Here is a 19,090-nt window from a genome sequence, read left to right on the forward strand (position 1 = left end):
TATGCAAGTAATCATTCACCAATGGGCCTTCAACGGAAGCTTTGACCAGCTTGCCTCCCTGCCCCGCCAGGAACTCGTCAACGACTGGTTCGGCTATGATGTGGAGCCAAGTGCGGAATTCGCCTTCGCCACGGACGGGGAATTCCTCTGGTTTCTGGCTTCCCGCAGCAAGGCAGCCACCATCCATCCGGAAGCCCGGCCCGGCCAGTTCCAGCCGGAACTATGGCGGTACGACCTGGCGGAATGGTTCATGGCCGCGGGAGACGGCACCAATTACTGGGAATTCAACCTTGCTCCCAACGGCGCATGGTGGGCCTGCGCCTTTTCCGACACCCGCCGCGCCAATGAAGATATTCCCGCTCCGCTGGCCGTGGATACCAAGTGCATTCTGACGGACGAAGAATGGTGCGCCATGGCCCGGATTCCGTTGAACGAACTGCGCGGCGTGGACATCCGCGACTGCAAGCTGGCAGCCACGTTCATCCTGGACACTCCGGACCAGATTTTCCTGACTACGGCGGACGACCTTTCCGGCAATCCGGATTTCCACCGCCCGGACTGCTTCTGCACCCCCATTCTCAAATAATCCATGTCTTTGAAAGAAGACATTTCCCGCATTCTGGGGCCTGAAAAAGTTTCCGGAGCCCCGGATGTGCTGGCGGCGCACGCCGGGGACAAATGGTACGCCTCCGTGCTGCCGGAGGCAGTCGTTTTCCCGGAAAGTACGGAGGACGTCTCCCTGTTGCTGCGCTACGCATCCTCCATGAACATCCCCGTCACGGCCCGCGGCGGCGGGGTGGGATACGTAGGAGGGTGCGTTCCCGTGCGCGGAGGCATCAGCCTTTCCCTGGAACGGATGAACCGTATCCTGGAGATATCCCCGGAAGACGGCGTTGCCGTGGTGGAACCCGGCGTTATCACAGCGGATCTCCAGCGGGAAGCCCGTGCTCTGGGATGGTTCTACCCGCCGGACCCGGCCTCCAGAAAGGAATGCAGCATCGGAGGAAATATCGCCACGAACGCAGGCGGCCCCAGATGCCTGAAATATGGAGTCACCAGAGCTTACGTGCTGGGGTTGACCGTGGTGCTTGCCAGCGGAGAGGTAGTGGAATGCGGAGGACGCACCCATAAAAACAAGACGGGGTTCGATATCGGGGACCTTTTTATCGGTTCGGAAGGAATGCTGGGCATCATCACGCGGGCCGTTTTGAGGCTCATCCCCCACCCGGAAGCATTCGGCGCGCTCAGCGCCGGCTTCCCGCAATTCCCGCTGGCAGCTGCCGCCGTGCAGCGCATCCTGAACAGCGGGCATCTTCCCTCCGCCCTGGAAATAACAGACAGTTTCACTCTCCGCGCCGCCCGGAACTATCTGGGGGACAGCGCCCTGCCTTCCGGCTGCCGCGGCCACCTGATTGTGGAAGTGGACGGCAGGCGGCCCGCCGTGCGTGAGGAACTGGATTCCCTATGCACCCTGCTGGAAGAATGCGGCGCGACCGGAATTCTGCGCGCAGACACGGAAGCGGAGGCGGAAGCCATCTGGCAACTCCGCCGGGAATTTTCCTACAGCCTGAAAGCAACCGGAATGACCAAGCTCAACGAAGACATCGTCATCCCCAGATCGCGCTTGGTGGCCCTGGTGGAATTCTGTGAGGCCCTGAACCGGGAAACAGGGCTGGACATCGCGTGTTTCGGCCATTCCGGGGACGGCAACATCCATACCAACATCATGGTGGACGATTATGCGAATCCAGAGAAGAAAGCCCTGGCGGACGCCTGTGTGGACAGGCTGTTCCACTGGGTGCTGGCACACGGAGGCGCCATTACCGGGGAACACGGCATCGGCCTGGCGAAGGCCAAATGGTTCCGGAAAGCCGTGGGGGAAGGCGCCTACCACCTGCACGAACTGGTCAAATCCGCCCTGGACCCAAAAAATTTGCTGAATCCTGGAAAAATGGGGCTTCCGTAACGTAAAATAAACTTCCATGACGCCTCCGGACGGGGCATCATGAATGCCGTACTTCATGAATAGCCCGCACAAGTCCATCCTAGCTGCCCTTTACGATTGCTTTCCGGCTGCAAACGCCGTTCTGGTGTTTCTTCTGGATCATCCTCTGGCCTGGTTCACGCCCAAATGGCGCCGGAAAGGACGTATGGCCCTGAAAGCAGTGCGCCGCTACATCAACTACAATCGCGATCTTCTGCCTCCCGAACGCCTGGCGGAGTTTGAAGAAAGCCGCGACCTGCTGAAAACGGCCCTTTACCGGGGTGACAGGCAGCAGGCGGAAACCATTACCGCCAAACTGGAATCCACGCTGGAATCCATCCCCGGAGCGGTTCCTTCCGCCTTGGCGGAAAACGTGGAAGTTCTGTTCGTGATTCTGGCCATTTTCCTGGGTTTGCGCTGTTATGTAGTCCAGCCCTTCCGCATCCCGACCGGTTCCATGCAGCCCTCCCTGAACGGAATCCGCGCCCTTCCCCAGGAAGGGGATCCTACCCTGATGCAGAAAATCGGGGACATGATCCTGTACGGCGGCTCCTATGTGCACGAAACGGCCTCCAAGGAAAAGAAAATCGTCCGTTTCGAACCTGCCACCAAGTATCTTCTGCTCACGGTGACCAACGTGATTTTCGATGACGGCTCCAAGCTGGAAATTCCGGCAGCGGAAGCGGAAACGCGCCGCTACTTCCTCAATCAGGAACCGCGCTTTGAAGCCGAACGGCACACCCCGTTCAGAAGCTACCTGCCCGGAGACACAATCGTCAATGCCCGTTTTGACGCCGGGGACCTAATCGTGGTGAATAAAATGGCCTACCACTTCCGCAAGCCGGAACGAGGGGAAGTCTTCGTCTTTGATACACGCGGCATCGAAGGCATCGCCAATAAGGGAAGCAGCACCGGCCAGGAAGGAGGAACCCACTACGTCAAACGCCTCTGCGGCATTCCGGGAGATACCCTCTCCATTCAGAACTCCCAGCTAATCGTCAATGGGAAACCAGCCACGGAATGGACTATCCAGAGGGTCGCTTCCGGCAAGCCCCCCTACCAGCCCTGCGGCTACGTGGCCCTTCCCGCCCCCCTGAGCCTGCTGGACGGCAGAGCTTACATCACGGAAGGGGGAACCGTTCATCTGTCCAACGACAGCAAACGCCCCTATCTGCGTGAATACGTGGCGCTGGGGGACAATTCCACCCGCGAAAATTCCTTTGATTCCCGGTACTGGGGCCCCGTCCGCCAGTACAACATCGTAGGCCCCGCCAGCTTCTGCCTGTGGCCCTTTACTTCCCACTGGGGCCTTATTCCATGATTTTTATCCCTTTCGCAGGCACGTTTTTTCCGTCAAGACATGACTCAAGCCCAAACCATCACCAGCAAGGCCAAGTCCAACCTGGCCTTTGCCCTCATTGATCTTCCTGAAGAAGAACGCCGCCATATGGCGGAATTTTACGCTTTCTGCCGCACGGTGGACGATATCGTGGACGAACCGGGCATGACTCCCCGCGAACGCCACGACGCATTGAACCGCTGGGTGGAGGTCATCAACGGCGGAGAAGGCCTGGAACTGACGGAACTGGAGGAGGACATCATAGCCCTCATCCAGGATTTGGAGCTGGACACCACTCCCATGCTGCACCTGATTGAAGGCTGCCGTTCGGATATCTGCCAGCAGCAGCCCCGCAGCCGCGATGAACTGCTGGACTACACCTACTGCGTAGCCTGCTGCGTGGGCCTCACCTCCGCCCGCATCATGGGGGCGGGAGAAGCCTCCTATCCGTACGCCATTGCCTTGGGGCATGCCCTTCAAATGGTGAACATCATCCGGGACGTGGCGGAAGACTGCGGCAAGTCCAACCGCATTTATTTGCCCAAGGAGGATATGGACCGCTTTGGATACACCCTGGAAGACCTGCGCTGCAGGGTGTATTCCCCCCGGCTTCAGGAGCTGCTGAAATATGAAGCGGATCTGGCGGAAACTTTCTTTGCGGAAGCGGAGAGGGAATACAACCTTCTCAGCCCGGAAGACAAAGCCGCCCTTATTCCGGCGCAGGCCATGGCGCTCATTTACCATACCATTCTGGACAAAATGAAGGCGAGCGGCTTCCGTATTTTCGACATCCGCTACCGCGTCAACACCTTCCACAAGCTCTGGCTCCTGTTCCGCACCAAACTGGATATTGACCCTCAATCCTACTACGACAAATCCAAAGCGTATTATGACAAGCTGGTAGGCTTTCTTTCCCGCCCCGGCAGAAAGGATGAAAAACAGGGGCCTCCCAGGTGAGCCATGGAAAAGCTGCGGATTTTTCTCCCGGCCCTGCAAGAATTATCCTTGTCCCGAAAACCGTGTTCCTGTAGGAGTTGCAGCATGCAAAACCCCGTGGCCTCCCTGCTTTTTATTCTCGCAATGTTGACAGGGCCATGCCCGGCAGCGGATTATCCGGAACGGACGGAGCGCACGCAATCCGCAGGAAACCATGTCTGGCATATAGACCCGGACAAGGGAAATGACGGCAATCCGGGAACGGCCCCATCCACGGCGTGGAAAAGCATGGCGCCGGCCAACCGTCTCATCATGGCGCGGGGAGATACGCTCGTCATCCATCCGGGGGAACATGCCGTCTCCCTGGCGCTGATGGGGGAAGGTTCCAAACAGGCCCCGGTCACCATCCGGTTCATGCCCGGCAGGCATATCTTCAAACACGGTGCCCTGATGACCGGAAAACCGCAGATTTCCAACACCAACGATGCGCCCAACGAGCCCAAGGCCATGGCTATCCGCCTGATGGAAGCCAAAAACATACGCCTGGAGGGAAAGCCGGGAGCCACCGACATCCTGCTGGAAGGAAAAGCCATCTTTGTCTGCATGGAACATGCGGAAAACGTTTCCCTGAACGGCCTGGGGTTTGATTACCTGCATCCGACCATGGGGGAATTTCTGGTCACGGAAGTTGAAGGGGATACCATGAAAGCAACTATTCCGGACGGAATCCTGTACACAGTGAAGGATGGGAACCTGACCTGGCACGGACCCGGATGGGAATTCCGCATGGGAGGGTATTCCAAAGTTTTTGATTCCGCCTCCGGCACTTTCCAGGGCCGTTTCGACCCCGGGAAAACAGTCATCAGAGAGTTGTCTCCCGGAAAAATCAGCGTCACGTTCAAGGAAGGCTCCCCAACCATGAAACCGGGCCAATCCTACCAGAACCGCAATACCCGGAGGGACTGCTGCGGCTTCTTTCAATACAGAAGCAAAAACATCCTCTGGAATAACTGTCATATTTACTATATGCACGGCATGGGCGTCGTTTCCCAGTTCTGCGAGAACATCATGTTCAGCCACTTGAACATAGCTCCGCGCCCCCGCTCCCTCCGCACCAGCTCCTCCTGGGCGGATAATCTGCACTTTTCCGGATGCAGGGGAAAAATCATCGTCAAGGATTGCGTGTTGGGAGCCTCCCATGACGACGCCATCAATGTTCATGGCACCCACTTGCGCATTGTAGGCAGGCCGGCCCCCAACAAAATCACCGTCCGGTTCATGCATCCCCAGACCTTCGGCTTTGACGCCTTTGCCCCAGGAGACCGGATCGATTATGTTTCCAGCAACACGCTGGTGCCTTATGCATCCAATACCGTTTCCGGCGTCAACCAACTCAATGAAAAGGAAATAGAACTTACGCTGCAACATCCCAATCCCGGAAACATCCAGCCTGATGATGTTGTGGAAAACGTCACATGGACGCCATCCGTCCATATCAGCAACACGGTATGCCGCCACATTCCCACCCGGGGCTTCCTGCTTACCACCAGGAAGCCGGTGCTGGTTGAACGGTGCCGGTTTGAGAAAACGGGCATGCCCGCCATCCTGGTGGAAGATGACGCCTCCGGCTGGTATGAATCCGGCGTGGTCAGGAATATGACCATTTCCCGCAATACCTTTATTCAATGCGGAGAAGCCGTCATCCAGATCGTGCCGCACGCCCCACGGCCGGAAGGGGAAGTTCACCGGAACATCACCATTACCGGAAACACATTTGACCTCAAGAACGGAACCGCCATCCGCACTCGCCATACCGGCAGCGTCAAGGCGGAGAAAAACACTTTCACCAAAGACGGAAAAAAGATCCCTGAAGAAAAGGCGGTGGATATCCGGTAGAAAACCTCTTTCCTACCGGTGACGGGAAACATGCACCGTTACGGAAACGCTGTCCGTCCGCGGCAGGATGAACTTGCGCAGAGTAACAACCACGTGCCGCGCGCCGAACTCCTTCAGGCAAACCTTTCCCATATCCTCCGCCAGCGTTTCCACCAGCTTGCGCGGGCGCGCCATGGCCTCCGCCCGGAGCGCACGGGCCATGGAATCATAACAGACGGTTCTGGAAAAATCATCGTTCAGTCCGGACAAGGCCTCCTCCGGATAAAAAGTGATGTCCGCTTTCAGGGTCTGCATGGAAGCGCGCTCCTCGTCCGGAACGCCGATGAAGGTATCCAGTTCAAGACCGTTGATGTTAATGGAATCCTGCGTATCGGAAGGGAGCGCGTAACGGCGCATCAGCGTGCGCAGAACAAGCAGGTCCGGAACAATCATGTCCGGTTTGGCCTTGGAAAGCTGCGCAGCGTCATTATAGCCGGTCAGGACGGCAATGGATGTGATGCCTGCGTGATGGGCCGTTTCCACATCATGCTGCATGTCCCCGATAAATGCGGTTTCATGGGCATGCAGCCCATGCTGGGCCAGCAGGGTATGAATGTGGGCATCCTTATGGCGGATGCCCGCATGAATGGCTTCAAAATATTCCATCATGCCCAGCTCCCTGCATTGGGTATCAAACTCCTTGGCGTCCACGCTGGTAAGAATAAAGCAGCGCACGCCGCGCGCGCGGCAGAACTCCAGGAATTCCCGGGCATTCGGCAGCACTTCCACCGGAGCATTGGAAACGCGGAAGGCGTACCGGAAATGGTCTTCCAGTTCATCCAGATCCGCGTGGGGGAGCACCCGGGCATAATAGTCCGGATAGGGAAGCTGGAATTCCGCGCGAAATTCATCCCTGTTCATGCAGGGTTTCCCGTATTGGGAAAAGACGTAGTTGGAGGCGTCCAACGTCAGGGCCAAGTCGTCCACCAGGGTGCCGGACCAGTCGAAAATGATATTTTTAAACATGGGAATGCGTATGAAAAAACTCAGTCCAGGGCGTACCGCATGGCGGCCAGGCCGAAAAAGGCGGCCGTCTCCACCCGGAGAACGATAGGGCCAAGCGTGACGGGAACAAACCCCGCTTCCAACGCCATGGCCGTCTCCCGGTCCGTAAAATCCCCCTCCGGCCCCACCAGCAGAGAAGCGTGACGGACGGAACGGGAACGAGCGGCCTCCAGCACTTCCCTGACCGGCCGCACTCCGGGCGCCAGAGAGGCGATAATATTCAGTCCTTCCGGAATTCCTCCGCGCAGCCATTCCGCAAAGGGAACGGGAAGCGCCACTTTCGGCAGCGTGTTCTGGCCGCACTGCTTGCAGGCCTCCAAGGCGATGCGCTGCCATTTCTGCCTTTTGGCCTCAGCCTCCCGGGCATTCAGGCGCACGATCGTGCGGTCCGTCACGAGCGGAACAATAGCAGAAACCCCCAGTTCCACAGACTTTTGGATAATGAGATCCATGTTGGCCCCCTTGGGAACAGCCTGGCACAACGTCAAATGGGCCACGGGGGGAGAAGGAGGGCATTCCTCCCCCGGAACCAGCAGCACGCCGGAGCTGCGCGGAGGTTCCGCCACCACAGCGTGGGCCGCACGGCCGCAACCGTCAAACACGATGCAGGAGTCACCCTGCTGCAGGCGCAGAACCTTGGCGGCATGGTGCGCTTCATCCCCTCGCAGCTCCCAGGCGGGAGCAGCCCATTCGGAAGGCGGGAGGAAAAAGCGGGCCATGTCTGAAAAAGGGAAACGGACCTTATTTGCCCTTCAGGTAACGCGCCGCCTTGTCGGCAAACTCCACGCAAGCCGGCTGGTTCCGATTTTCATCCAGGGCAGAGGCAAACGCGTTCAGCTTATCCACCTGCTCCTTGGTAAGCCGGGAGGGGATTTCCACCTCCACCTCCACCAGCATATCCCCCACGTCCGAACCGCGAAGGGCCTTTACCCCCTTGCCGCGCAGACGGAAGATCATGCCGTTCTGCGTTCCTTCCGGCAGCTTGATGGTGGCCGCGCCTTCCAGCGTGGGCACTTTCAGCCTGCCGCCGGAAACAGCCAGGGAAAGCGGAACCGGAACCGTGCAGCTCAGGTCGTTGCCCTCCCTCTGGAAAATATCGTGCGGTTTGACGTCAATAAACACGTGCAGATCCCCGGTAGGGCCGCCATGCACCCCGGCATCCCCTTCCCCGGCGATGCGGAGCTGGCTGCCCGTGGCAACGCCCGCAGGAATACGGATGGTGATGTGGGAATCCTCCCTGACGCGCCCTTCCCCGCGGCAGACGGGGCATGGGTCCGAGATGATTTCCCCGGTGCCGTGGCAGGTGGGGCAGGTGGACTGCTGGACGAAAAAGCCGCTCTGCTGGGTAATGATGCCGCGCCCCTGGCAGGTAGGACAGGACTTGAACGCTTCCTTTCCATCCCTGGCCCCGGTACCGTGGCAGGTCTTGCAAGTCACCAGACGCTCAATCTCAAGCTTCTTGGTGCATCCCTTCGCAGCCTCTTCCAGCGTGATGTCCAAATCATAGCGCAAATCGGAACCGGGTCTCTTGGTGGACCTTTTCTGGCCGCCGCGGCCGGCGCCTCCGAACATATCCGCAAAACCGCCCATTCCGGAAAACATCTGGGCGAAAATATCCATCGGATCCTGGAACCCTCCCCCGGCATAACCGCCGCCCGCAGCGGGACCGCCCTGTTCAAAGGCGGCATGGCCGAAGCGGTCGTAGGCAGCCCTCTTGTCCGCATCGGAAAGCACCTCATAGGCCTCTCCCAGCTCCTTGAACTTTTCTTCTGCGGACGGGTCGTCCGGGTTGCGGTCCGGATGGTACTTTAAGGCCAGCTTGCGATAGGCCTTCTTAATCTCATCGTCAGTAGCGTCCTTGGAAACGCCGAGAATTTCGTAATAATCTTTTTTAGCCATGTGGCGTGAATGTTAAAAAAACGGTCAGACTTGCGGTTCGGGGTCCGGAGTATGGGCGACAACCACGTTCGCCGGGCGCAGAAGCCTGTCTTTCAGCATATACCCCTTGCGGATAACGCGCAGAACGGTGCCTTCCGGCTGGTCGGAGGGTTCCCGCTGAAGAGCTTCCTCCGTGGCGTGGTCAAACATGCTTCCCACCACAGGCTCCACGGCGCTCACGCCATTGCCGGCGAGAAATTCGTCCAGCTGCTTCTTCACCATGCTCATGCCGATGTAAATCATGGAGGAGGCATCTGCGCTGGCGGCGGCCATGCCCATTTCAAAATTATCAATGACGGGTAGAAGTTCTTCCAGCAGGCGCTGATTGGCGAACTTGGCGCATTCCTCCTTTTCCTTCACCATGCGCTTGCGGTAGTTATCATATTCCGCAGCAGTGCGCATGGCGGTATCCCGCCATTTAAGCAATTCCTCTTCCAGGGAAGGTTCCGCCACCTTCTCCTCGGCAGGAGCATCCTGCACCTGTTCCTGCACCTCCAGCTCTTCCGCTTCCGCGTTTTTCTCTTTCTCTTCGTCGCTCATGCGGGCAATGTAAATTCTTTTACCGGATGCGTCAACGGCCTGCTAAGACATGGATGACGTTTGACGCGTAATGGACCGCGCCTGATGCAACCCTTCTACGCATAAAGAAAATGCCTGCCTTCCGCCCGGCTTTCCTAAGCTCCGGAAATATCCTCCGCAGAAAGCAGCCGGGCAAGTTTTCCCTCGCATCCGTCCGGCAGTTCCACCACTTTCAGCCGGGAGGATTCCCCGCGCAGCAGGCTGATGGAGGAACGGGGAATGTCCAGCCATGCGGACAGGAAAAGGACGACGACCTTGTTCGCCTTTCCCTCCACGGGAGGCGCGGCAATGCGCAGCTTCAGCGCGCGGCCGGCACGGGGATCTTCCTCCCATCCCACGGCCTCGCTCTTCTTCGCATTGGGAATAACTTTCAGAGCCAGTTTCATACCGTTTCCATGCCGGACTTCCCGTGCTGCCTGACCACCAGATCCCCATACCTGATTAAACCGCCGCCAAACAAATCCAAAGCGCTCCCCACCGTGGCATCCATGGTTCCGCCGCTCAAAGCATCTATTTCGTCAATATCCTGAATGCGGCTGATGCCTCCGGCATATGTCATGGGCAGGCGGCGCCAGTTTCCCAGCATTTCCACCAGTTCCCGGTCAATGCCGGTGCAGAGCCCTTCCACATCCGCCGCATGAATAAGAAACTCCGCGCAATATTCCGCCAGAACATCCAGCGTCTCCGCCGTTACCCGGAGTTCCGTCAAAGTCTGCCACCGGTTCATGGCCACGGCCCAGCCTCCCTGAACCCTGCGGCAGCTCAAATCCAGCACCAGCCGTTCCGCGCCCACTGCGGAAACAAGATCCTTCAGCCTGTCCATCCGCAGCGTTCCCTCCGCATCAAACAGGCAGGAAGTAACAATCACATGGCTGGCCCCGGAGGAAATCCATTCCTCCGCGTTTTCCGGCGTCATGCCGCCGCCCACCTGAAGGCCTCCCGGCCATGCCGCCAGGGCCTCCCGCGCCACATGGTCGTTCCCTGGGCCCAGCTTGATCACATGCCCTCCGCTCAGACCGTCCCTGCGGTACAAATCCGCATACCATGCCGCGCCGCGGTCGGAGACGAAATTGGTGCGCAATGAAACGCCATCCTGCGTCAGGGTTCCGCCCACAATCTGCTTCACGCGCCCGCCGTGTAAATCAATGCATGGTCTGAATCTCGTCACGCGGTCACTTTGCCCGGGGCGCCCCTCCAGGTCAAGACGGTATTCCCTTTACCCCTTCCCTGAATGACGGGCATGGAAAATTACACAAAACGGGACGGGGACTCCGCTCTATCGGATAACTGCCGTCAACCACCATTCAAAAAACCGATGAACAACAACCCTGCCGGAAACCATCTTCTTGCCTGCTGCGCCGGAAGCGCCATATCTGCCCTCCTGGCCTTTTCTTCCCCCGTCGCGGAAGCCGGAATTCACCTGCATGGCGAAATCCGCGTACCTGCGGCAGGGCAGGCCGTTTTCCTGTATGACCCCTCCGGATTCCCCATCTGGGGATATTCCCCATGCGGACGGCCCATTTACGCCTATACCCCTGCAGGCGCAACCATTTACGTCATCAGGGACATCTACCGCGGCTGCCATGTTCCTGCATGGAACCCCAGGCCGCATTACCACGGCCCTTTCTGGCCGGCGGGCGTCTGCCGCAGACATCATGCCGCACGCCTTACGCCATGCCCGCCCCCTTTCCGGCCCCACCGCCCCAGGCGCCCACATGAAGGGCCCCCTCCCCGTTTCCACCGCCGGTAAAACGCATCCCCATCCTCCGCAAAGCAAGAGGCCGGCCCAATCCTTCCTTTTTATTCCGGGAAAGAAAGGCCGTACCAGCCTTCCCCCAGCAGCCTGACCAGCGTAAAGGAATATTCCCCCTTGCGGTTGGGCTCTTTGCTGCGGGAAAGGAGAACCCGCGCGCGGAGCATGTCAGCCTCGTCATTGGCGTTCAACACCCGGTATGGGGAATGTTCCATCTCCTCATTGATCTTAAACAACATGAACAAACGCTTGCCCATTTCCGATTTTCTGGGGACATACACCATGGGCCGGGCAATGCTGCGCTCTTCGGAACCGTTCATCCCGGGAGCAATCAGCTTAAATGCGTAGTCATCCTTATTTTCCGACATGCGCTCCCGAACCATCCATACGCGGAATTCCGCAATATCCTCCCCTTTTCCCCGTACAAAATCCTCCCAGTTCATCGGCTGAAAGCGGGCAAACTGCTGCCAGTCCAGCTTCCAGGAACCATCCTGTTCATCCTTGAAAAAACAGAATTCCATATCGGGAGTCTTTTCAAAACCAACCAGGAGCTGGGCGCAGGGATGCCCCTCCACCTCAAACACGGCAAAGCTTTTAGGCCCCTTAGGCCTGCTGACAATCGCCTCAGGCGGAGACATGGCGTAATGCCTGACCATTAAAGGAAGCGATTGCAGGGACTTCCACACAAAAGAGGATTTTTGCACCACATCCGCGGCGCTCAGATATTTCTGTGCCTCCGCCAGGCAGTTGCGCAGCAGGTCCTGCTTTTCCATCGGAGAAATGTGATAAGGAGGCCAGAAACTATAGTCCACCCTGTCTTTCAGAGCGGCTTTCAATTCTCCGGACAACATCTCCGGCGTGGCGCAAATCCGCGCGGCCGCTCCGGAATCCAGGGATGCCTGGCGCTTCTGGAGCCAGAAGAAAAGACCGCCGAAAAACATTCCCAGCGCGATCACGAAAAAGATGACGGAAAGAATGCGGCCCAGCGCAAAGCCCGCTTTTCCGCCGCGCCTGCGCGCGGCCGGAGAAAGGAACAGCTTTTTTTCAAATAAATCACTCATTTCAAAACGGAAATATCCACAGAAAACAATCGCGGAAAGACGGTCACACACTACCGGAACGCCCAAGGCAGCGCAACGATAAAAAACAGACACATTTTTTTATCCCTGCCGGAGAAAATTGTTTCACATCCACATGCGGGTGATGTACATTAAACCGGACGAGTTTCAAGAGCTCCCATCTTACCTTTCACCCCCTCTTTTTAACGCCATGTTTGGATCATTCACTACCGTTCCCGCCCCCAAGGGCAATAAAAATCCTGAATCCACCCCCAGCTGGATGGATGTAGCCAAGAGCCAGGACATTCCCGAACCGGTTGCGGAAGCCGTGCCTTCCTACGCCCCCACCACCCGTGTCCAGCAGCTGACCCGCAATGTGCTGAACTCCGATGTGGAGGTAATCGGTTCTCTGCGTTTTTCCGATGACCTGCTGATTGACGGCACCGTGGAAGGCGACATTTCCTCCGAAGGGGTGCTTTCCGTAGGCCAGAACGCCGTCATCCGGGCGGAAATCAACACCAAATCCGTCATCATCCACGGCAAGGTCATCGGCAATGTAACAGTCACGGACCGCGTGGAACTGAAAAGCACGGCGGAACTCGTAGGTGACATCCAGGCCGCCTCCCTGGCTATTGAAGGCGGTGCAATCTTCATCGGCCATTCTACCGTAGGCGCCCCCACGGTAGGAGCTACAGGAGCTTCCGCCGCCAAGAAGGCGGCTTCCGTCCATGCCTTCGCTCCGGAGCCGGCCCCCCCTGCTCCGGCCAGCCAGAGCACGCTGGATATTGACGCGGAATAAAAAACTCTCCGCCTGCTACTTTCAAGGGCGGCAAAAGAACGGTCCGTTCTTTTGCCGCCCTCTTTGTTCCATGAACCCCATCTTCCATCCCGTCCCCCGGATCAGCGCCGCGCCCTCTGGGAAAATCAGCCACCCCTCCCCGGCGCCGCCCTGGACACTCCCGCCAACTGCGGAAAGCAACCCGGCGCCTGCCCGGGAGGTGGAATGCTTCTCCTGCCGCAAAATCACTTCCGTCCCCGCCACGGCAGTTTCCGCCAGGTGCGGCCACTGCTCCGCGTATATCAAACTGGACGACGTCATTTTACACAGCAGAACGCACCGGACCAAGGTGCAAACCTGCGGAAGCGTTACCGTACAGGCCAATGCAGCCCTGAAAGGGCTGAACATCGAATGCCGTGACATGGTCTTATACGGCAGGGCATCCGGTGATTTCCTGTGCCGCGGCGTCTGCAAAATCAAAACGGACCAGCACATCTCCGGTTCCATCTCCGCCCGCAGGATGGTGGTGGAAAAAAAGACGACGGTGCTGGTCACAGGAACCATCCGCGTGGAGAACATCTGGATACAGGGTTCTCTGGAAGGAACGCTTAGGGCGGATGAAACCGTCACCATCCACCGGCACGCCAAATTCCTGGGAGATATCACGGCGCGCCGTCTCATCATTGAGGAAGGCGGCTCACACCAGGGAGCCTTTACACGCCTTGCATAACATGAATCTTCCCATCTCCATCCGCGGCGCGCGCCAGCACAACCTCCGGAATCTGGATCTGGACCTTCCGTCCAACAAGCTCATCGCATTCTGCGGCCCTTCCGGCTCCGGAAAATCATCCCTGGCGTTCGATACGCTTTTTTCCGAATCCCGCAGGCGTTTTCTGGACTGCCTGTCGGCACGCTCCAGACAGGGCATGGATCAACCGGAAAAACCGGAAGTGGACAGCATTACCGGGCTGCCCCCGGCCCTGTGCCTGGAGCAATCCGCCAGGCAGCAGAGTTCCCGCACCCTGCTGGGGAGTATCACGGAAATTCTGGACTACCTGCGCATCCTTTACGCAGCCGCCGGCACGCCCCATGATCCGGAGACAGGAAAGAAACTGGAACGCAAAAGCCCGGACCGGATTACGGAGGAACTCGTTTCCCTGCCGGAACACACGCGCCTGGTTCTGGCCGCTCCGGCGGAAAACCTGCTGTCCCAGGACCCCGCAGCAACGCTTGGCGACTTCCAGCGGCAGGGCTTCCTACGGGTTTACTGGAACGGAGAAATGCGGGATATTGAAGAAATAAGCTCCCCCGCCCCCCCGCCTCCGGACGCGGCCCTGGTCATTGACCGCCTCATCGTCAGAGGAGAAAATACGGCCTCGCGCATTGCGGATTCCCTGCAAACAGCTCTCCGTATCAATCCGGACGAGGTGCGGGCCATCATCACCATACCGGGAGAGGAAGTTTCAACCCGGGCCTTCCACACCCGCTACCGCAATCCGGAAACAGGCTTCCTTCTGCCCCAGCTTACTCCCCGCCATTTTTCCTTCAACTCCCCGCTGGGGGCATGCCCCTCCTGCCGGGGAACCGGCCTGAATGAACAGGAAAACGGTCCGTGCCGCGCCTGCGGAGGCAAGCGTCTTTCCCCTCTGGCCCTGGCCGTCACCATGTCTGCGCCGGACCGGGCCTACAATCTGGCGGAACTGACGGCTCTTCCGCTGGAAGATATGGCTGGAGAACTGGAACGCCTGAAAACGCCCCCTTCCCTGGCGGCGGCATTAAACCCGCTCATGGAGGAAATCAACAAACGCGTGCGCTTCCTGAATGAGCTGGGGCTCTCCTACCTGTCTCTGGACCGCCAGGCAAACACCCTTTCCGGAGGCGAACTGCAAAGGGCGCGCCTGGCTTCCCAGCTGGGAGGCGGCCTTTCCGGAGTTCTTTACATCCTGGACGAACCCACGGCCGGACTGCACCCCGCCGATACGGACCGCCTGCTCCGCGCTCTCCGGACGCTACGGAACCAGGGCAACACAGTCCTGGTCGTAGAGCATGATGAGCAAATTCTAACCGCGGCGGATTACCTGGTGGACATGGGCCCCGGAGCCGGGACCAACGGAGGCCGTATTCTGGCGCAGGGCTCCCTTGCGGAAATACTGGAAAATGCCGGAAGCCCCACTGGGGAATGGCTTTCAGGCAAACGGAGCATGCCCGCCTCCGGACACAAGACAGCTCCTGCGGAGCGTCTGGTCCTGACCGGAGCGGACAAACACAACCTCAACAATGTCACTCTGAATATCCCGGTTGGTACATTGACCTGCATCTCCGGCCCTTCCGGTTCAGGGAAATCCACCCTTGTCCGGGACTGTCTCATCCCCGCGGTCAGGCAAGCCCTTTCCGGGAAAAAGGATATTCCGCGCCGCGTGCAGGGAACGGAGCACTTCAACCGCCTTGTAGTCATCGACCAGTCGCCCATCGGCAAAACGCCGCGTTCCACGCCGGCCACCGCTACCGGCCTGCTCCAGGTGCTGCGCCCCCTTTACGCACAGCTCCCCCTTTCCAAGCAGAGGGGATACACGGCGGCGCGCTTTTCCCCCAATATTCGCGGAGGCCGTTGTGAACGGTGCCAGGGAACGGGCATGATTGAAGTGGATATGAACTTCCTGGGAAATGTGGCCATGCCCTGCGACGCCTGCCACGGGCAATGCTACAACAGGGAAACGCTGGAAGTCACCTGGAAAGGGAAATCCATTGCCCAGGCGCTGGCCCTGACCGTGGACGAAGCGGCGGAATTCTTTTCCTCCCTGCCCAGAGCCGCCGCCATCCTGAAAAGCATGCAGGACGTAGGGCTGGGATACCTCAATCTCAACCGCAGGGCGGACACCCTTTCCGGCGGAGAATCCCAGCGCATAAAAATAGCTGCGGAACTGGCCAAAGCCCCGTCCTGGAAACTGGCGGAAGACGGGAAAAGGGCCCTGTTCATTCTGGACGAACCCACCAGCGGCCTTCACTTCAATGAAGTGGCCCTTCTCCTGGCAGCCCTTTTCCGTCTGAGGGATGCCGGGCACACCATCCTCTGCGTGGAACACCACAAGGACCTGCTCAATGCCGCGGACTACCTGGTGGACATGGGCCCCGGAGCCGGCAGGCACGGCGGCAATATCGTGGCCGAGGGCTCCCCCGCAGATGTAGCGTCCAATCCGGAATCGCCCACTTCTCCCTGGCTCGTCCCCCGTTAACAACGGCAGCCCCTGAAAATCACTCATCTGTCCTGTCCTCCGGACATCCCGTTCCCGGCGTCTTCGGGAAAAAATCTGCCTCCCGGAGTTTATTCGTCTCCTTCCCCTATTTATTATCTTGACGACCTCCCTGTTTTTTAACAAAAAAAGGAATTACGTATTCCTTTTTCCTATGACTCTCCGTTTCCTCTCTTCGGCTCTGGCGGCGTTGTTACTTCCCGGAACGCTTCATGCCGCGCCCGTATTCCTTGAAAACGTCTCCGAATCCGGCGGATGGTATGATTGCAATAAAAAAACCAAATGGACATGGGGGACCAAGCCCCACCCCACCAACCCGTTAAATCCTCCGGTTTCCGCACGGCCCACAGAATGGCTGTACCTTCCTTATGACCAGAATATCTGCTGGGCGGCGGCGGCATCCAACGTTCTCCAATGGTGGCAGGATACCAGAAGCGACCTGAAATCCACCACGCCCAACGGGAAATCCGCCACTTACGATGTCATGCCGCAGGTCGCCCAGCTGGCCATTTACCAAACCATCTCCACGAACTGGACAAACAGCGGAGGCTCCGTGGAACAGGCCTACAACTGGTGGGTCAACGGCGGGATGCTGGATACCACCGCCTATCCGAGCCTTTCTACGACGACAGCTCCCGGAGGATACTGGAAAGAGCTGGGACTGACAGTCCCGCAGTCCTCAAGCGGAGGAGCTGTTGACAACCCCTTATTTTCCGCATACAGCTTCTGGGAAGGAGACACCAGAAGCGGCGTTTACCAGAAACTGACAAACAGCATCAACAACAACTGGGGAACCACGCTGACCGTCGGGGAAGAAGGGAGAGGCCACGCCATCACCATGTGGGGCTACGACACGGACAAAGACGGCAATCTGATTATCTACCTGACGGATTCGGACGACTACGCTGTGGAAATGTTCCGCCAGAAAGTAGTCGTGAACGACTATACGGACGAATACGGCTCCTCCCACTGCGATATTTATCTGACCAGCCTGGATGGAGAAAACGACGTGTACAGTTATAATTACGAGGAAGCGGGACTGTCGGGCATCCGCCTGGGGGAAATACAGAGCTTCACCGCTCCGCTGGGAGATCTGAGAATCCCGGAACCCGGCGCCGGAATCCTCTTCCTCTGCGGTTCATTCCTTGCCCTGTCCCGCCGCAGGCGCGCTGGACGGTAACGCTTTCCGAACTCCGGCCCCAATAAAAACGGGTCTTGATTCTTATGGGGGAAATGTGCAGAATCGGCGAGCGCACAAGTTCAGGAGAGCAAAAATTGTCCCAGTGTTCCCCAGTGCGGTTACCTGTGAAATGAATGACGCTTCCCACAACCACGGCGAGCAGGAAAACACCGTCTCCACCTATTCCGTCGACGTAGAAACCCTTCAGCAAATAGCTCTGAAAGGAGACGCCCAGGCACTGTTCCAGCTGGCAATCAACTACGAACAGGGGCGCGGGGTGGCGGAAAACCAGCAGGAAGCTTTCTACTGCTACCAGCAGGCGGCGGAACTGGGTCACGTTACCGCCCAGCTCAATCTGGGATGGGCCTATTCCAACGGCATCGGCGCCCCTCAGGACAACGACAAGGCCTTTTACTGGTACCGGAAAGCCGCCGAACAGGGGCACCCCACCGCGCAATTTGACCTTGGGTTCTGCTATGTCAACGGCTTGGGAGTGGAAAAAGACGAACACCAGGCCATCGGGTGGTACAAAAAAGCGGCGGAACAGGGCCATGCGGTAGCCCAGCTCAACCTCGGCTGGATTTATGCCAACAGCCCCAGCCGGAAAAACTGGGAACAGGCCGTATACTGGTACAAGCAGGCCGCGGAACAGGGAGACCCCCGCGCCCAGTATAACCTGGCCTGGTGCTATGGCAACGGAAGCGGGACCCCCAAAAACCCGCGGAAAGCCGCTTACTGGTATGAAGAAGCCGCCATGCAGAACCACGCTACGGCCCAATACAATCTGGGCTGGTGCTATGAAAACGGTTTCGGCGTGGAGCCGGATCTGGACAAAGCGCTGGTGTGGTATCACAAATCAGCCCTTCAGGGCCAGATTACGGCCCAATACACGCTGGGATGGTGCTACGGCAACGGCCGGGGCATGGAAGTGGACATGGCCAAAGCCGTCCACTGGTACACCAAAGCCGCAGAACAGGGGCATACAACAGCCCAGCTCAACCTGGGGTGGTGCCATCTGAACGGAAAAGGAACGCCCGTCAACCGGGAAGAAGCCCTGAAATGGTACCTTAAGGCGGCAGAACAGGGCAACGCCACAGCCATGTTTAATGTGGGCAACTGCTACGCCCACGGCTACGGCATTGAGCAGGACGATAAACAGGCGGAAGAATGGTATCTGAAAGCCGTCCGGCACGGCAACAAAAAGGCCGCCAGCGCCCTGCGCCATCTGGCTTCCAAACAGGAAAAAGAGAAAAAACGGACTCGGAGGACTGAAAAGTCGTTTTCCTGCCTGCCTCCCCGGGAAATCCCATCTCCTTGACGTGGATCCGGTCATCAACACATGCGGGAAAACATG

18 protein-coding genes are annotated in these 19,090 nt (G+C 58.3%); 11 read left to right on the forward strand and 7 right to left on the reverse strand.

Annotated elements, in window-relative coordinates; translation table 11 throughout:
* Position 1: 1 nt before the first annotated feature.
* From BHW66_RS12185 to BHW66_RS12205, 5 genes are all read left to right on the forward strand, one after another.
* Entirely contained in the window at positions 2 to 586 is a 585-nt protein-coding gene (locus tag BHW66_RS12185) for a DOMON-like domain-containing protein (RefSeq protein ID WP_022197531.1), read from the forward strand.
* Between the two features lie 3 nt (positions 587 to 589).
* The gene (locus BHW66_RS12190) at positions 590 to 1,966 is read left to right on the forward strand and encodes an FAD-binding oxidoreductase (protein WP_046437067.1); all 1,377 of its coding nucleotides are present in this window, start codon (positions 590 to 592) and stop codon (positions 1,964 to 1,966) included.
* 55 nt (positions 1,967 to 2,021) lie between these two features.
* The gene (gene lepB / locus BHW66_RS12195; RefSeq protein WP_180975790.1) at positions 2,022 to 3,305 is read left to right on the forward strand and encodes a signal peptidase I; all 1,284 of its coding nucleotides are present in this window, start codon (positions 2,022 to 2,024) and stop codon (positions 3,303 to 3,305) included.
* A gap of 39 nt (positions 3,306 to 3,344) precedes the next feature.
* The gene (locus BHW66_RS12200) at positions 3,345 to 4,280 is read left to right on the forward strand and encodes a phytoene/squalene synthase family protein (protein WP_012420501.1); all 936 of its coding nucleotides are present in this window, start codon (positions 3,345 to 3,347) and stop codon (positions 4,278 to 4,280) included.
* An 84-nt stretch (positions 4,281 to 4,364) separates the two neighbouring features.
* Entirely contained in the window at positions 4,365 to 6,155 is a 1,791-nt protein-coding gene (locus BHW66_RS12205) for a right-handed parallel beta-helix repeat-containing protein (RefSeq protein ID WP_180975789.1), read from the forward strand.
* Positions 6,156 to 6,167: 12 nt separating this feature from the next.
* Here the strand turns inward: BHW66_RS12205 and BHW66_RS12210 are convergent, their stop codons facing one another.
* From BHW66_RS12210 to hisA, 6 genes are all read right to left on the reverse strand, one after another.
* A complete protein-coding gene (locus tag BHW66_RS12210) occupies positions 6,168 to 7,160 on the reverse strand; it encodes an HAD hydrolase-like protein (protein ID WP_022197535.1) in 993 nt (330 codons plus the stop codon).
* Positions 7,161 to 7,180: 20 nt separating this feature from the next.
* Positions 7,181 to 7,918 carry a 16S rRNA (uracil(1498)-N(3))-methyltransferase gene (locus BHW66_RS12215; RefSeq protein ID WP_046437061.1) on the reverse strand — a complete coding sequence of 246 codons (738 nt, stop codon included), beginning with the start codon at positions 7,916 to 7,918 and terminating at the stop codon, positions 7,181 to 7,183.
* Between the two features lie 22 nt (positions 7,919 to 7,940).
* Complete coding sequence (gene dnaJ / locus BHW66_RS12220; protein ID WP_046437058.1) at positions 7,941 to 9,098, reverse strand: molecular chaperone DnaJ; 1,158 nt, start codon at positions 9,096 to 9,098, stop codon at positions 7,941 to 7,943.
* A gap of 24 nt (positions 9,099 to 9,122) precedes the next feature.
* On the reverse strand, positions 9,123 to 9,677 hold the full coding sequence (locus BHW66_RS12225) for a nucleotide exchange factor GrpE (protein ID WP_022197538.1): 555 nt from the start codon (positions 9,675 to 9,677) through the stop codon (positions 9,123 to 9,125).
* Between the two features lie 134 nt (positions 9,678 to 9,811).
* Positions 9,812 to 10,102 (reverse strand): DUF167 domain-containing protein, encoded by a 291-nt coding sequence (locus BHW66_RS12230; protein ID WP_022197539.1) that lies wholly within the window; start codon positions 10,100 to 10,102, stop codon positions 9,812 to 9,814.
* Positions 10,099 to 10,884: a phosphoribosylformimino-5-aminoimidazole carboxamide ribotide isomerase gene (gene hisA, locus BHW66_RS12235; RefSeq protein WP_215489852.1), complete on the reverse strand. Its 786-nt coding sequence runs from the start codon at positions 10,882 to 10,884 to the stop codon at positions 10,099 to 10,101. Before hisA ends, BHW66_RS12230 begins: the two co-directional genes overlap by 4 nt.
* 72 nt (positions 10,885 to 10,956) lie before the next feature.
* On the opposite strand from hisA, the gene BHW66_RS12240 reads away from it, so the two are divergent.
* The gene (locus BHW66_RS12240; protein WP_128153510.1) at positions 10,957 to 11,466 is read left to right on the forward strand and encodes a hypothetical protein; all 510 of its coding nucleotides are present in this window, start codon (positions 10,957 to 10,959) and stop codon (positions 11,464 to 11,466) included.
* 50 nt (positions 11,467 to 11,516) lie between these two features.
* Here BHW66_RS12240 and BHW66_RS12245 read toward each other — a convergent pair whose 3' ends face one another.
* The gene (locus tag BHW66_RS12245) at positions 11,517 to 12,530 is read right to left on the reverse strand and encodes a hypothetical protein (protein ID WP_128153882.1); all 1,014 of its coding nucleotides are present in this window, start codon (positions 12,528 to 12,530) and stop codon (positions 11,517 to 11,519) included.
* 208 nt (positions 12,531 to 12,738) lie between these two features.
* Here BHW66_RS12245 and BHW66_RS12250 point away from each other — a divergent pair, with 208 nt between their 5' ends.
* The 5 genes from BHW66_RS12250 to BHW66_RS12270 all read left to right on the forward strand — a co-directional run bounded on the left by BHW66_RS12250 (position 12,739) and on the right by BHW66_RS12270 (position 19,054).
* Positions 12,739 to 13,326 carry a polymer-forming cytoskeletal protein gene (locus BHW66_RS12250; protein ID WP_232051400.1) on the forward strand — a complete coding sequence of 196 codons (588 nt, stop codon included), beginning with the start codon at positions 12,739 to 12,741 and terminating at the stop codon, positions 13,324 to 13,326.
* Between the two features lie 70 nt (positions 13,327 to 13,396).
* Positions 13,397 to 14,035 (forward strand): polymer-forming cytoskeletal protein, encoded by a 639-nt coding sequence (locus tag BHW66_RS12255; RefSeq protein ID WP_161994084.1) that lies wholly within the window; start codon positions 13,397 to 13,399, stop codon positions 14,033 to 14,035.
* Between the two features lies 1 nt (position 14,036).
* Positions 14,037 to 16,538: an excinuclease ABC subunit UvrA gene (locus BHW66_RS12260; RefSeq protein ID WP_102733561.1), complete on the forward strand. Its 2,502-nt coding sequence runs from the start codon at positions 14,037 to 14,039 to the stop codon at positions 16,536 to 16,538.
* 172 nt (positions 16,539 to 16,710) lie between these two features.
* The gene (locus BHW66_RS12265) at positions 16,711 to 17,736 is read left to right on the forward strand and encodes a hypothetical protein (RefSeq protein WP_022197546.1); all 1,026 of its coding nucleotides are present in this window, start codon (positions 16,711 to 16,713) and stop codon (positions 17,734 to 17,736) included.
* 130 nt (positions 17,737 to 17,866) lie between these two features.
* Positions 17,867 to 19,054, forward strand: a complete 1,188-nt coding sequence (locus tag BHW66_RS12270) for a tetratricopeptide repeat protein (RefSeq protein ID WP_022197547.1) — start codon at positions 17,867 to 17,869, stop codon at positions 19,052 to 19,054.
* Positions 19,055 to 19,090: the final 36 nt, after the last annotated feature.

The sequence above is a fragment of the Akkermansia sp. 54_46 genome, assembly GCF_001917295.1.
Lineage (GTDB): Bacteria > Verrucomicrobiota > Verrucomicrobiia > Verrucomicrobiales > Akkermansiaceae > Akkermansia > Akkermansia muciniphila.

Coding starts and splice junctions, on each gene's coding strand:
- BHW66_RS12200 (WP_012420501.1), top strand. CDS start 3,345: ATGACTCAAGCCCAAACCATCACCAGCAAGGCCAAGTCCAACCTGGCC.
- lepB (WP_180975790.1), top strand. CDS start 2,022: ATGAATAGCCCGCACAAGTCCATCCTAGCTGCCCTTTACGATTGCTTT.
- dnaJ (WP_046437058.1), bottom strand. CDS start 9,098: ATGGCTAAAAAAGATTATTACGAAATTCTCGGCGTTTCCAAGGACGCT.
- BHW66_RS12260 (WP_102733561.1), top strand. CDS start 14,037: ATGAATCTTCCCATCTCCATCCGCGGCGCGCGCCAGCACAACCTCCGG.
- BHW66_RS12225 (WP_022197538.1), bottom strand. CDS start 9,677: ATGAGCGACGAAGAGAAAGAGAAAAACGCGGAAGCGGAAGAGCTGGAG.
- BHW66_RS12265 (WP_022197546.1), top strand. CDS start 16,711: ATGACTCTCCGTTTCCTCTCTTCGGCTCTGGCGGCGTTGTTACTTCCC.
- BHW66_RS12205 (WP_180975789.1), top strand. CDS start 4,365: ATGCAAAACCCCGTGGCCTCCCTGCTTTTTATTCTCGCAATGTTGACA.
- BHW66_RS12255 (WP_161994084.1), top strand. CDS start 13,397: ATGAACCCCATCTTCCATCCCGTCCCCCGGATCAGCGCCGCGCCCTCT.
- BHW66_RS12210 (WP_022197535.1), bottom strand. CDS start 7,160: ATGTTTAAAAATATCATTTTCGACTGGTCCGGCACCCTGGTGGACGAC.
- BHW66_RS12245 (WP_128153882.1), bottom strand. CDS start 12,530: ATGAGTGATTTATTTGAAAAAAAGCTGTTCCTTTCTCCGGCCGCGCGC.
- BHW66_RS12250 (WP_232051400.1), top strand. CDS start 12,739: ATGTTTGGATCATTCACTACCGTTCCCGCCCCCAAGGGCAATAAAAAT.
- BHW66_RS12270 (WP_022197547.1), top strand. CDS start 17,867: ATGAATGACGCTTCCCACAACCACGGCGAGCAGGAAAACACCGTCTCC.
- BHW66_RS12190 (WP_046437067.1), top strand. CDS start 590: ATGTCTTTGAAAGAAGACATTTCCCGCATTCTGGGGCCTGAAAAAGTT.
- BHW66_RS12185 (WP_022197531.1), top strand. CDS start 2: ATGCAAGTAATCATTCACCAATGGGCCTTCAACGGAAGCTTTGACCAG.
- BHW66_RS12240 (WP_128153510.1), top strand. CDS start 10,957: ATGGAAAATTACACAAAACGGGACGGGGACTCCGCTCTATCGGATAAC.
- BHW66_RS12230 (WP_022197539.1), bottom strand. CDS start 10,102: ATGAAACTGGCTCTGAAAGTTATTCCCAATGCGAAGAAGAGCGAGGCC.
- BHW66_RS12215 (WP_046437061.1), bottom strand. CDS start 7,918: ATGGCCCGCTTTTTCCTCCCGCCTTCCGAATGGGCTGCTCCCGCCTGG.